The sequence below is a fragment of the Mycobacterium sp. 1165178.9 genome, from assembly GCF_001673555.1.
Classification (GTDB): domain Bacteria; phylum Actinomycetota; class Actinomycetes; order Mycobacteriales; family Mycobacteriaceae; genus Mycobacterium.
Genome location: NZ_LZMB01000540.1, coordinates 1 through 11,929 on the forward strand (window position 1 = coordinate 1; position 11,929 = coordinate 11,929).

At 69.0% G+C, this 11,929-nt stretch carries 12 protein-coding genes and 1 pseudogene; 5 read left to right on the forward strand and 8 right to left on the reverse strand.

Going from position 1 to position 11,929, the window contains the following annotated elements; all coding sequences use genetic code 11:
* The 7 genes and pseudogenes from A5652_RS22995 to A5652_RS23025 form a co-directional block, all read right to left on the reverse strand.
* Positions 1-318: pseudogene (locus A5652_RS22995) on the reverse strand (hypothetical protein); the annotation flags it as partial.
* A 13-nt stretch (positions 319-331) separates the two neighbouring features.
* Entirely contained in the window at positions 332-1,249 is a 918-nt protein-coding gene (locus tag A5652_RS23000; RefSeq protein ID WP_067357310.1) for an MBL fold metallo-hydrolase, read from the reverse strand.
* Positions 1,249-2,007 (reverse strand): LamB/YcsF family protein, encoded by a 759-nt coding sequence (locus tag A5652_RS23005; protein WP_067357313.1) that lies wholly within the window; start codon positions 2,005-2,007, stop codon positions 1,249-1,251. The genes A5652_RS23000 and A5652_RS23005 overlap by 1 nt, the downstream gene beginning before the upstream one ends.
* 61 nt (positions 2,008-2,068) lie before the next feature.
* Entirely contained in the window at positions 2,069-2,752 is a 684-nt protein-coding gene (locus A5652_RS23010; RefSeq protein WP_067357345.1) for a sensor domain-containing protein, read from the reverse strand.
* A 61-nt stretch (positions 2,753-2,813) separates the two neighbouring features.
* On the reverse strand, positions 2,814-3,674 hold the full coding sequence (locus A5652_RS23015) for a metal ABC transporter permease (protein WP_067357317.1): 861 nt from the start codon (positions 3,672-3,674) through the stop codon (positions 2,814-2,816).
* Positions 3,674-4,495, reverse strand: a complete 822-nt coding sequence (locus tag A5652_RS23020; RefSeq protein WP_067357321.1) for a metal ABC transporter ATP-binding protein — start codon at positions 4,493-4,495, stop codon at positions 3,674-3,676. Before A5652_RS23020 ends, A5652_RS23015 begins: the two co-directional genes overlap by 1 nt.
* The gene (locus A5652_RS23025; protein WP_067357324.1) at positions 4,492-5,430 is read right to left on the reverse strand and encodes a metal ABC transporter solute-binding protein, Zn/Mn family; all 939 of its coding nucleotides are present in this window, start codon (positions 5,428-5,430) and stop codon (positions 4,492-4,494) included. The genes A5652_RS23020 and A5652_RS23025 overlap by 4 nt, the downstream gene beginning before the upstream one ends.
* Before the next feature lie 127 nt (positions 5,431-5,557).
* On the opposite strand from A5652_RS23025, the gene A5652_RS23030 reads away from it, so the two are divergent.
* Positions 5,558-6,637, forward strand: a complete 1,080-nt coding sequence (locus A5652_RS23030) for a LacI family DNA-binding transcriptional regulator (protein ID WP_067357327.1) — start codon at positions 5,558-5,560, stop codon at positions 6,635-6,637.
* Positions 6,638-6,644: 7 nt separating this feature from the next.
* Here A5652_RS23030 and kstR read toward each other — a convergent pair whose 3' ends face one another.
* On the reverse strand, positions 6,645-7,244 hold the full coding sequence (gene kstR / locus A5652_RS23035; RefSeq protein ID WP_064952052.1) for a cholesterol catabolism transcriptional regulator KstR: 600 nt from the start codon (positions 7,242-7,244) through the stop codon (positions 6,645-6,647).
* Between the two features lie 340 nt (positions 7,245-7,584).
* On the opposite strand from kstR, the gene A5652_RS23040 reads away from it, so the two are divergent.
* The 4 genes from A5652_RS23040 to A5652_RS28790 all read left to right on the forward strand — a co-directional run.
* The gene (locus tag A5652_RS23040) at positions 7,585-9,708 is read left to right on the forward strand and encodes an acyl-CoA dehydrogenase (RefSeq protein ID WP_067357352.1); all 2,124 of its coding nucleotides are present in this window, start codon (positions 7,585-7,587) and stop codon (positions 9,706-9,708) included.
* 216 nt (positions 9,709-9,924) lie between these two features.
* Positions 9,925-10,371 carry a hypothetical protein gene (locus tag A5652_RS23045; protein WP_067357331.1) on the forward strand — a complete coding sequence of 149 codons (447 nt, stop codon included), beginning with the start codon at positions 9,925-9,927 and terminating at the stop codon, positions 10,369-10,371.
* Positions 10,372-10,430: 59 nt separating this feature from the next.
* Positions 10,431-10,892, forward strand: a complete 462-nt coding sequence (locus A5652_RS23050) for a lipoprotein LpqH (protein ID WP_067357335.1) — start codon at positions 10,431-10,433, stop codon at positions 10,890-10,892.
* A 50-nt stretch (positions 10,893-10,942) separates the two neighbouring features.
* Positions 10,943-11,929: hypothetical protein (locus tag A5652_RS28790; protein ID WP_232001352.1), on the forward strand; the 987-nt coding region annotated here is incomplete at its 3' end.

An 11,929-nucleotide genomic window follows, 5' to 3' on the forward strand; every position in this document is an offset into this window, starting at 1 on the left:
CCGATGCAGCTGGACGCCTACGACGTCACCTTGATCGAATCGCACCACTGCCCGCCCGCGGGTGATCGCCGCCCCCGCGGCTTCGAAGAGGCCCTCGTCGTCACACAGCTTGGCCAGCACCAGCACGGCGCCCAGGAACGCCACCACGCCGGACAGGTCGGCGATCTGTTTCGCCGCCTGGTGGGTCGAGATCGCGCCGACCGCGATCAGGATCAGGGCCGCCGGGACCGCCGCCAGCGCCTCGGGCCAGCCCCCGGGGCGCGCGACGGCGAACGCCAGGACCACAGCAAGCAGCAACAGCGCGAGCGTCAGGGCCAAGGTTTAAACCGCTTTACTTCCAAGGATCTTCGCGCCGCCACACCGCGGGCAGGTGCACGGCGACACCATCCTGCGTGGCCAGCTCGTCGATGATGCCGACGGAGACGTCCAAGTCGTCGCCGGCATAGGGCAAGGCGCGCAACGGCTTTGTCAGCGGGCGGAAGAAGTCGTCCCAGTGAATGAGGATCACCCGGCGAGCCCCCACCGCGCGCACGGTCTCGGTCCAGTAGTCGATCAGGTATGACCGCGGCTGCAGCCCCAGCTGCCCCACCGACAGGTACGCGGCGTCGGCGCGGTGGCCGACCAAGGCGCCCTTGACGTAGCCGGCACTGCCCTGGATCAGCAGCCGCCGCCCCGTCGGACGGTGGGACACCAGCGTCGACCAAGCCTCCCCGCAGCGATACGCCGACGCCCTCACCGGCGGGATGACCGGTTCGTCGATGGCGCCGGGAAACCTGTCGGGCGGGCAGTGGTGCGATTCGATCAAGGTGACGTCGTAGGCGTCCAGCTGCATCGGTTCGCCGTCGACCGCGACGACGATCCGGTTCTCGGGCAACCCGTAACCGCGCCCGACATTGGCGGCGGACTGCCCGCCGACCAGCTGCGCGCCGGTGCGATCGGCGACCAGCGCGGAGTCCAGAACGTGGTCGATGTGGGTGTGCACCGGTATGACCGCCGCGAGCCGCGAGACCTTCGCCCGCGCAAGGCATCCGTCGACGCGTGCGGGCGATGGCGCCACCTTGCCGGCCGCGACCTTGGCCAGGCTCGGGCGGGAGAAATAGCCGTCGGTCATCAACGCCGACGAGCCGTCGTCTATCAGCAGGGTCGCCACACCCATCCACGTCACCGAGAGCGTGTCGGGTTCGGCGGCGGGGGCGTCGAACCGGTCCGCGAACCGGGCGATATCGGGGCGACCGAGTTTGAGTCGCATCAGCAGAAGGCCCTGATCTCAGTGCCGCCCGCGACAAGCTTTTCGCGAACGGCGGTGGCGATCTGCACCGCTCCCGGCGAATCACCATGCACGCAAACTGATTCCGCTTTCAAAGCCAGCAGGGTGCCGTCGATCGCGGTGACCTGTCCCGAGGTGACCATGGTCGCCACCCGGTCGGCGATCACCGCCGGGTCGTGCAGCACCGCGCCCTGCTCACGACGCGACACCAGCCGACCGTCCGGCCGGTAGGCCCGGTCAGCGAAAGCCTCTGCGACCGTGCGTAATTCGCGGCGGTCGGCTTCGTCGAAGAACGCGGAATCCGCCATGCCGAGCACCGGCAACCCGGCATCCACCAGCCGCACCGCCTCGGCCACCGCCGCCGCCTGATCCGTATGGGTCACGATCGTGTTGTACAGCGCGCCATGCGGTTTGACGTAGGACACGGCAGAACCGGCCGCGTGCGCTATCGCCTGCAGAGCGCCGATCTGATACACCACGTCGGCGATGAGTTCTTCGGCGGCGATGTCGATGAAGCGCCTGCCGAACCCGGCCAGGTCGCGGTAGCTCACCTGCGCTCCGATTCGGACCCCACGCTTGGCGGCCGAGCGGCATACCCGCAGCAGGCCCGCGGGGTCGCCGGCGTGAAAACCGCACGCGACGTTGGCGCTCGTGACGATGCCGAGCATCGCGTCGTCGTCACCCAGGCGCCAGACGCCGAAGCCCTCGCCCAGGTCGGCGTTCAGGTCGATACCGGCCACCCGCCCAGCTTATGGGGGCGCCCGGGCACCGGCGTAGGCGAGGACGTGGTGTCGCGCCCGGCTACTGCCTGGCGACCTTGGTGGCGATCTGCTCGGTGAGGTCGACCGCTGACCCGCCGGGCAGGAACGAGCCGCAGGTGGCGACGTCGATAACCACGTTGTTGCGCGCGGTGAGCGCCCGCTGGCACGTCCAGCCGTTGCTGTCTTCCTGAACCTCGGACGTGCTCAACGTGCCGCCGACCTTGTGGGCCTCGCCCACCTTCCACACGATTTCGGGCTTGTCCGTGGGACGTTCGGCAAACGTGCGATTGGCGCAGCCGAACCAGCGTCGCACCGAGGCGTCGTAGAACGTGTTGGCCTTCCGCGCGGACGGATAGGCGATCACGGCCTGGATGGCGGAGTTGTTGCGGACCGCCGGGTCATCGAAGTTGTCGTCCAACCGCTGGGCGCGCATCGCGGTCCAGCCGGTGTCCGCGTACACGGCTTCCTGGGCCGGGCCGTCCATCGCCAGGCAGGTCTTGTCGCTGAAAGTCGAGCTCCAGTCCCACATCGCCTGCGCGCCGTACCGGAGCCGCATGCCCGACCTGAGCGAGGAGTTGATCTGATCCACGTCGAGCAGCAGTGCATCCAGGGACGCGGCGGCCACCGGGGTCTGCGGCAAGGGACCGGAAGTGTCCGCGGGGGACGCGCTCCCGCCGACGACGGTGGTGCAGCCGGTCGCCAGGGCGGACACCGCCGCCTGCATCAGGAACGCGATTCGCCGGCGCACACTGCCTTCTCCGGACGTTGGTCAACCTTTGTCCAGCTTAGGCGGCGGCGGATCGCCGGCGCCCGATCGACCAGCAGACCAGATAGATCAGAAACGAGATGCCGGCGACGAAGACCGACACCGGCACGCCGGGCGCCAGCGACAGCACCAGGCCGCCCACGGCGGACACCTCGGCGAACACCACCGAGGTCACTATCGCCGCCGCGGGCGACGAGACCACCCGGGCCGACGCCGCCGCCGGGGTGATCAACAAGGACATCACCAGCAGCGCCCCGACGATCTGCACCGCCTGGGCCGCCACCACGCCTACCAGGGCGGCGAACACGATGCCGAGTGCGTAGACCGGCACACCGCGCGCCGCGGCGACGTCGGGATCGACGGTGGCGAACAGCAGCGGGCGATAACACGTCGCCAGCACAGCGATGACGAGCAGGCAGACCAGCGCCAGCATCGTCAGCCCCGTGTAGCCGACCCCGACGATCTGCCCGGTCAGCAGGGCGAAGCTGGTCGCGGTGCGGCCCGGGTAGAGGTGGATGAACAACACCGCCAGGCCCAACCCGAAGGCCAGCACCACACCGATCACCGAATCGCGTTCGCGGTCGCGCCGCCCCAGCACGCCGAACAGCGCCGCGGCCAGGGCGCTGCCGACCAGCGCGCCGATCCCCACGCCGAAGCCGACCAGCAGCGCGAAAGCGGCTCCGGTCAGCGACAATTCGCTGGAACCGTGCACGGCGAAGGACATCTGCCGCATCACGATGAACGGCCCGATCAGCCCGGCCACCAACCCGAGCAGGGCGGCCGCCAGCAGCGCCTGCTGCACGAAGTCATGGCCCAGCAGGTGCGCGGTGATGTCGAAGGAGAGCAGATTGTCCAGCAGGCCGACGAGCCGATGTTCCATCAGCAATACCCGTCGTCGCGCGCGCCGGCCACCACGTAGCCGTCCTTGACCTTCACCACTTGGATGTCCGATTGATACAGCGCCGAGAGTGTCTGGCTGGTCATCACCTGCTCGACGGTGCCGATCTCGAATCGGCCGTCGACCAGATACAGCAGCCGGTCCACGTACTGCAGGATCGGGTTGATCTCGTGGGTGACGACGATGACCGTGGTCGCGGCGTCCTGTCGGCGCCGCTCGATCAACGCCGAAACCAGCTTGGCGTTGGCCGGATCCAGCGTCAGCAGCGGCTCGTCGCACAGCAACAGCAGCGGGTCGCTGACCAATGCCTGCGCGACGCGCACCCGCTGCAACTCCCCGCCCGACATCATCCCGACTCGGACGTCCGCCAGGTGCTCGCCGTTGACCTGGCGCAGCGCCTGCCGCACGGCCGCGCGCCGGCGGGCCCGATCGGCGGGTCGCAGCGGGAAGGCACCCCAGCGTGGCCCGTCGATGCCCAGCCGAACCAGGTCGCGCCCGCGCAGCATCACGTCGGCGTCCATCGGATGATGTTGGGGCACATAGCCGATGCGCCCGCTGCCCGAGGTGATCGGCTTTCCGTCCACCAGCCCGGCACCGGCGCTCAGTGGCAGCTGCCCGAGCAGCACCTTGAGTAGCGACGTCTTGCCGCTGCCGTTCGGGCCGAGCACCGCGATGAACTCGCCGCGGGCCACCGACAGGTCCAGGTGGTCCCACAGCACGCGGTCGCCGAAGGACAGCCGCGCGCCGCGCAGCGACACGGTCTCGGCGGGGTCTTCGACGGCCGCGACGGGCTCGAGGCTCATGACCGCACCGGCCGGCCCGATTGCAGCGCGGACTGCAGCTGGCTGACCGTATTGCGTTGCCAGGTAAGGTAATCCGTGCCGTCGGTCAGCGTTTCGGCCACATCGGTGACCGGCACACCGGCGCGCCGAGCGGCGTCACGCAGGCCGGTGATCGCGGTCGTGGAGGTCTGCGGATTGATCAGCACGGCCGACACCTGACGCCGGTTGACCAGGTCGAGAACCGACGCCATGTCGGCCGGCGCGGGGTCGGTCTCGTTCTCGGTGGCCGCCTCGAACGCGGGCGGGGTCCGGTTGATCAGCCCCGTAGCTCTCAGCAAATAGAACGCGACCGGTTCGGTCGCGATAACCGAGGTGTTGGGGTAGCTGGTGGCGATCGCGTGTTCGGCGCCGACGATGGAGTCGGCGCCGCGGCCGAACGCGGCGGCGTCGGCGCGATAGTCGGCGGCGTTTCCCGGGTCGATCGTCGCGAGGCGCTCGGCGATGGTGGCGGCAACGGATTTGGCGACGGTCAGGTCGTAGAAGACGTGCTCGTTGCGGGGTTGTCGGTCGCTGTCAAGGAAGGTATAGGCGATGACCGGCTTGGCGTCGCGGTGGTGGGCCAGCACCTCGTCGACCCAACCGTCATAACCGCCGCCGTTGGAGACCACCAGCGGGGCGTCGGCGATCGCGGCGGCGTCCGCCGGGCTGAGCTCATAGGAGTGCGGGTCGATATCCGCCCCGCTGAGAATGGATTTGACGGCGGCATGGCGGCCGGCGACAGCTCGCGCCACGCTGCCCCACACGTCGGTGGAGGCGACGACGGAAACGGCGCGGGAGTGCGCCGTGCCGCCGCACCCGGTGAGCAGCACGCCGCCGGTCAATACCAGAGCGGCCGCCAGCCATCGCGCCGCATCGGAGGGCCCGGCCTCAGCCGTTCGTTGCCGCGTCAGTGCCATGCGCACGTCCGATTCCTCCCGCCGGCCCCTCAGCCGATCCACAATACTAATGAAAACCGTTTCCATTACAAAGTCGCAAGCTGAAGCTCATACCCCGGGGCCAAGGTCCGCTGTAGCCTCACCGAACGTGAGCCCCCCACCGCGCCGGCGCGCGACTCTGGCGTCGTTGGCGGACGAGCTCAACGTTTCCCGCACGACGATTTCGAATGCCTTCAACCGGCCCGATCAGCTCTCCCCGGACCTGCGCGAGCGCGTGCTCGCGACGGCCAAGCGCCTGGGCTACGCCGGCCCCGACCCGGTGGCGCGATCGTTGCGGACCCGTAAGGCGGGCGCGGTCGGTCTGGTGATGGCCGAACCGCTGACCTACTTCTTCAGCGACCCCGCCGCGCGGGACTTCGTCACCGGGGTTGCGCAGGCGTGCGAGGAGGTGGGCCAGGGGCTGTTGTTGGTGGCCGTCGGGCCCAGCCGCAGCCTCAAAGACGGCACGGCCGCTGTGCTTTCGGCCGGCGTGGACGGCTTCGTGGTGTATTCGGTGTGCGACGAAGATCCCTACTTGCAGGTGGTGCTGCAGCGCGGGCTGCCGGTCGTGGTGGTCGACCAACCCAAGGGGTTGGCCGATGTCTCGCGGGTGGGCATCGACGACCGCGCCGCGATGCGCGAGCTTGCCGACTACGTGTTGGGCCTGGGTCATCGCGAGCTCGGGCTGCTGACCATGCGGCTGGGCCGGGACCGACGCCAGGGCCTGGTGGGCGCCGACCGGTTGCGGTCGCCCGCCTTCGACGTGCAACGAGAGCGCGTGATCGGCGTGTGGGACGCGATGACGGCCGCTGGTATCGATCCGGATTCCCTGACCGTGGTGGAAAGCTACGAGCACCTGCCCGAATCGGGCGGCGCCGCCGCCAAGGCGGCCCTGGAGGCCAATCCGCGGATCACCGCGCTGATGTGCACTGCCGACATCCTGGCCCTATCCGCCATGGATTACCTACGGGCACATGGCATCTACGTGCCCGGGCAGATGACCGTCACCGGTTTCGACGGCGTGCCCGACGCCATCAACCGCGGCCTGACCACGGTGTCGCAGTCCAGCCTGCAGAAGGGGTGCCGGGCCGGAGAGCTGTTGTTGACGCCGCCGCGATCGGGTCTGCCGGCCGTCGAACTCTTGGACACCGAGCTGATCCGCGGCCGCACCGCCGGTCCGCCGGCGTGAGCCCGGTCTATTTGGAGTCTTGGTCGCCGATCAACAACCGCACCGCCAGGTCGAGGCGCTTGCTGACGTCGGTGGCCGAGGCCCGGCGGGTGAGCCACGCCAGCAGGTTCGACAGCCACACGTCCGAGATCACCCGGGCGATGTGGTACTGGTCCTCGGTCGGCTCGCCGTCGGCCATCGCCCGCGCGAACATCGAATCGATGAGCTTCTCGACCTGGTCGACCTCGCTGGCCGCCGACGCGTCGGCGAACACGTAAGCGCGCGTCATCGCCTCGGTCAGCAGGGGATTGCGTTGCATCGCTCGGTTCAGCTTGCCCACCATGAAGTTGAGGCGCTGAAAGGACGTGCCGCCGGTCATTGCCGAGCGGTCCGTCTTGGCGTCGATGCGGCTGAACTCGCGACCCAGCGCCGACACCAGCAGGTGCACCTTCGAGGGGAAATATCGGTACAGAGTCCCCACCGCGACATCGGCGCGATCGGCGACCGCGCGCATTTGAACCGCCTCGTACCCGCCCTTGGACGCGATGGCCATGGTGGCATCGAGGATGCGCTTGCGGCGCTCCCGCTGCGCCTCAGACCCCAGTTCCGATTCCGCCAGTACCGCCACGTTCATGACCTCGCGCGGCTGCGAGTCAGAAACGCGGCTCGGATTTGCGTTGGCTGGCATGTGACGGTTTGCTCCTGTTCCCGGCGGTTCGTTAGCAAACGATACGCATTCTGCGTGTGAATCTCCCACCTCCATACCGCCGCGGACAAGCGCTGTGCTGCTGTGATGGCGTTCGACTTGACGGTCGATCACTGGCACTATTAGAACACGTTCTAGTCTCCGAAGAGCGGGTTGCGTGCCGACACGCGATGGAGAGGTACCCGCTCGGCGGGCAGATTGCACAATCAGGACAGGGGCCCAACCCCTTGTCCCGCCAAAAGTTATGGACGCGGAGGTCCTGGTGGTAGCGACGGTCACCGACGAGCAGTTTGCCGCGCGAGCCCTGGTGCGCGACTGGGCCCGCAATTCGACGTCGGGACCTGGCGGAACAGCCGCGATCCGCGACGTGGAGCAGGGCAAGTCCGACGCCTGGCGGCCGGTGTTCTCCCGGCTGGCGGAACTGGGGATCTTCGGCGTCGCGATCCCGGAGGAATTCGGCGGCGCGGACGGCAGCATCGAGGACCTGTGCGCGATGGTCGAGGAAGCGGCGAAAGCGCTCGTCCCCGGGCCGGTCGCCACCACCGCGCTGGCCACGTTGGTTGTCTCCGATCCCGAGTTGCTGGGCGCCCTGGCCTCGGGTGAGCGCTTCGCCGGACTGGCGCTGGAAGGCGAGATCGAGTTCGACGACGCGACGTCCGAGGCCTCGGGCACCGTGGCGTTCGCGCTGGGGGTGGCCGACGGTGCCGTGCTGTTGGCGCCGGCCGGTGAGAAGTGGCTGCTGATCGACACCGACGCCGAGGGCGTGCGGATCGAGCCCCTGCGGGCCAGCGACTTCTCCAGACCCTTGGCCAAGGTGGCGCTGACTTCGGCCCCGGCCACGGTGGTGTCGGACACCCGCGAACGCGTCGAGGAACTGGCCGCGACGGTGCTCGCGGCCGAGGCGGCCGGCATCACCCGGTGGTCGCTGGAGACCGCCGTGGACTACGCCAAGGTCCGCGAGCAGTTCGGCAAGCCGATCGGCAGCTTCCAGGCCATCAAGCACATCTGCGCCGAAATGCTGTGCCGCGCCGAGCAGGCCGAGGTGGCCGCCGCCGATGCCGCGCGCGCCGCGGCCGAGGGCGACGAATCCCAGTTCTCCATCGCCGCGGCCCTGGCAGCGAGCACCGGCATCGCCGCCGTGAAAGCCAATGTCAAGGACTGCATCCAGGTGCTCGGCGGCATCGGCTGCACCTGGGAGCACGACGCGCACCTGTACCTGCGTCGGGCCCACGCCATCGGCCGCTTCCTGGGCGGGGGAGAGACCTGGCTGCGCCGCATCACCGCGCTAACCCAAGAGGGCGTGCGACGCCGGCTGGGTATCGACCTCACCGAGGTCGAGGACCAGCGCCAGGAGATCGCCGCCGCCGTCGCCCAGATCGCCGGCCTGCCCGAGGAGAAGCGGCAGGCGGCGCTGGCCGAGGCGGGCCTGCAGGCGCCGCACTGGCCGGCGCCCTACGGGCGCGGAGCGGGACCGGCCGAGCAGCTGTTGATCGACCAGGAGCTGGCAGCTGCCGGTGTGGTCCGGCCCGACCTGGTGATCGGTTGGTGGGCGGCGCCGACCATCCTCGAGCACGGCACGCCGGAACAGGTCGAGCGTTTCGTGCCGGGCACAACTCGCGGCGAATTCCTTTGGTGTCAGCTGTTTTCCGAGCCGGGGGCCGGCTCTGACCTGGCCTCGCTGCGCACCAAAGCGGTCCGGACCGACGGCGGTTGGCACCTGACCGGGCAAAAGGTCTGGACGTCGGCGGCCCACAAGGCGAAGTGGGGAGTGTGCCTGGCGCGCACCGATCCGGATGCGCCGAAACACAAAGGCATTACCTACTTCCTGGTGGAGATGAGCTCACCGGGCATCGAGATCCGGCCGCTGCGCGAGATCACCGGCGACTCGTTGTTCAACGAGGTGTTTTTGGACAACGTGTTCGTTCCCGACGAACTGGTGGTCGGCGAGGTGAACGACGGTTGGCGGCTGGCCCGCACCACGCTCGCCAACGAGCGGGTCGCGATGGCGAACGGAACCGCGCTCGGCAACCCGATGGAGGAGCTGCTCGAGGTGCTGGCCGAGCTCGACCTCGACGCGGCGGAGCAAGACCGGTTGGGGCGGTTGATCGTCACCGCGCAGACCGGCGCGCTGCTGGATCAGCGGATCGCTCAGCTGGCCGTCGGCGGGCAAGACCCCGGGGCGCAGTCCAGTGTTCGCAAGCTCATCGGCGTCCGCTACCGACAGGCACTGGCCGAATACACGATGGACGTGTCCGAGGGTGGCGGCCTGGTGCACAACCAGGCGGTGTTCGATTTCCTCAACACCCGCTGCCTGACGATCGCGGGCGGCACTGAGCAGATCCTGCTGACGGTCGCCGCCGAGCGGCTTCTTGGCCTGCCCCGCTGATACCAACGCTTTCGCTCAGCGATTGATCGATCGCCGGCCTTGATGGCCGATCGCCGGTTGCGAAAACCCGTGCGGCGAAAAGTGTAGGGAAATCCCTAATTGAGACGGCTGCGCGCGCGGACTTAGCTTATAGCGACCGCTCCGGCGAGAGTGGCTTCATCGTAAGACTGCGGGCGCGCCTGCGTGTCGCCGCGGTTGCCTATCGAAAGGGACGCCATGCCAACGGATTCGGCTCGCCGCCACCTGAATGCTGACTCTTGCCGGAAGGACCGTGGCGGCAAGGCGCCACGGCCGGGCGCGCTGTCCGGCCTGCTCGCGGCTGTCGCGATAGCGATGAGCGCCGCGCCGCCTGCCATGTTGCCCGCCGCCAAGGCCGACCCGACGCAACACACGGTTGTGTACCGGATCCTCGGGGGCGGCGACGTCTTCTCCGTCATTCCCGACCCCGGAACGCCGGTGTACCCGGCAAGCACCACGACCTGGGTTTCAGTCCCCTGGTCGCAGACCGTGCAGGTGACCGGGAGCCCGTACCTGGCGTTGAACTACACCGACAAGACCGGCGGTCCGCACGACTGCGCGATCCAGGTGGACGGCCAATCCGTCAGCCTCACCGAACACACGGCCGGCAGGTGCGCTTACCAAATCCCTGGCCCGGCGCAGTAACCACCGGTCCGCAATTCGCGGTCGCGAACAGTGGACACCCCACACGAAGGAGAACAGCGGTGAAGCGTCAGATCATCGTCGGTGTATCCCTGGCCATCGTAATCGCCAGTGGCGCTGGCTGTTCCGGTAATAAGTCGAACCCGCAAGCGTCGAACTCGGCGGGACCGCCCGCCGGACCGCAGGTAATCGTGGACGGCAAGAACCAGAACGTCAGCGGTCCCGTCACCTGTAAACCGGTCGGCGACAACATCAATATCGGTATCGGGGACCCGACCAAAGGTGTTGGGGCAGTGGTCAGTAAGGACAACCCGCCGATCGTTCACGCGGTCGGACTGGGCAACGTCGACGGCATCACGCTCGGTTTTTCCGACGCCGCGAAGGGGCAGGGCGGGAACGCCGGAGCCGCGGTGGGCGACAACGCTATTCAGATCAAGGGCACGGCGACCGGCGCGGATGTGAGCGATCCCCACCAGCCGAAGCCGGTGACCAAACCATTCGAGATAGACGTGATCTGCCCGTAGCGCAGCCCAGCTGAATCGTTCGGACCAAAGCCCGAGAAGGGACGTAACCAATGTCGATCAAACGCCTCGCCGCAGCGGCGGCAGTCGCGACGGGTCTAGGGATGTCGGTGACTGCCGTCAACGGGGGCTTCGCGAACTCCGCCCCGCTGGACCCGCCGTGCCCCAGCTGGCAGAAGGGCTGCTCCGGTAACCCCAGCCCCAACCCCGGTTACGGGGGCACCGGCACGCCGCCGGTAGCCCCTACGCCGCACAGCACGCCGCCGCCACAGAGCACCTGGCAGTCGACCCCGACGCCGCACACCACGCAACCGCCCAGCACGCCACCGCCGCCCAGCACGTGGCAGTCCACGCCGGCGCCGCAAACCACGCAACCGCCCAGCACGCCGCCGCCCGCGTCGAGCACCTGGCAGCAGCCGCCGCCGAACAGCACGACGGCCCAGGCGCCCACGCAATGCCCCAACTGGGACAAGAACTGCACGCCGGCCCCCGCCCCCAGCCCCACTTCCGGTTACGGCGGCTCGGGTACGACGCCGCCGAACAACACGCCGCCGAGCCCGTGGCAGCAGCCGGCGCCGAACGGCTCGACGCCGAGCCCGTGGCAGCAGCCGGCGCCGAACGGCTCGACGTCGGCGCTGCCGACGGTATGTCCCGCCTGGTACAAGAACTGCACGCCGGCGCCCAATCCCAATCCCAACCCCAACCCTGGCTATGGGGGCTCGGGCACGACTCCACCAAACGGCGCGCCGTGGGGCGGCGTCACCCCGACCACCGGGGCGCCGTGGGGCGGTCCTACCGACCAGCCGGGCAACTCATACCCGCCCAGGCCGCCTCGCCCGGTCCTCAACGCGCCGTGGAGTCAGCCTCCGCACCCGCCGTACTACCCACCGCCCCCGCCCATCCTTCGGCCCACCGGGGAGATAGGCGGCCCCACCAACCTCCCGAATGGCTACTGGGTCCCTGGCCAGGGAGCGCCACCTCCTCCGCCGCCGAGCGGCTACGGGTGGAGCAACGGTCCCGCCCCCGGCGCCCCACCCCCG